The organism is Gelidibacter algens (assembly GCF_001678675.1).
Lineage (GTDB): Bacteria > Bacteroidota > Bacteroidia > Flavobacteriales > Flavobacteriaceae > Gelidibacter > Gelidibacter algens.
In genome coordinates this window covers 1-741 of the sequence record NZ_LZRN01000127.1, presented here as the reverse complement: position 1 = coordinate 741, position 741 = coordinate 1, and the positions used below count along the sequence as shown (strand labels likewise).

1 protein-coding gene is annotated in these 741 nt (G+C 28.9%); it reads left to right on the top strand.

The genetic code is table 11. The features are described from left to right. Positions 1-610, top strand: a 610-nt coding sequence (locus A9996_RS19420) for a hypothetical protein (protein ID WP_211272677.1), incomplete at its 5' end; no start/stop codon positions are given. Positions 611-741: the final 131 nt, after the last annotated feature.

Below are 741 nucleotides of genomic sequence, written 5' to 3'. Positions count from 1 at the left end.
AACGTTGCCAGTAATTATGACAAAAACTACGCTGAAAATATTAATACTAATCTTGACTATAACGACCAGCTCTTGTAAAAAAGAACTGGAGACGATTTTAGAAGCTGATTATAAAGTTATTGAAATAGATTATGGATTTGATAATTATAAAAAAAACATCAGAGACAATTCTGAACAATTCATAATTAAAGAGAGAAATCTTGTTATAATTGATGTCGATAAAAATGGGCAAATTAAAATCAAGGATAGTTTCGTTGAAGACAGTTTAATAATATCTGAATTAAAAAAATATATAATTCCAAACCCTGATAATAATCAAATGCCAATGACTATTGTAGGCGACTTTGAATATTCTGGAAAAATTATAATGAATAAAAATCTTATGATTATGGCTAAATTTAACGAGGAATTAGACTATAAAAAATACAGCGGAATTAGAAACAAAATTTATTTATCATTTAATGAAGCGAGAAATGATTTTTCAATGGAAAAATTCAATAAAACTTTAGAGGAATTGACAAAGTCGACCGAGCAAAATGATGTTATGAAATGGAGAGAGTTAAGAGAAATAATGCCAATACGATATACCGAAATTTTGGGAGAAAAATAACTACTGGCAACACAGTATATAAGCTATGGCTTGGTCTGTGCCTATTTGTAAAATTTATGAATTTCCCAAAGTTAGTTTATATTTGGAGAAGTTCGTGCCAAAACGCGCCACAGCTCATATACATCAACGTT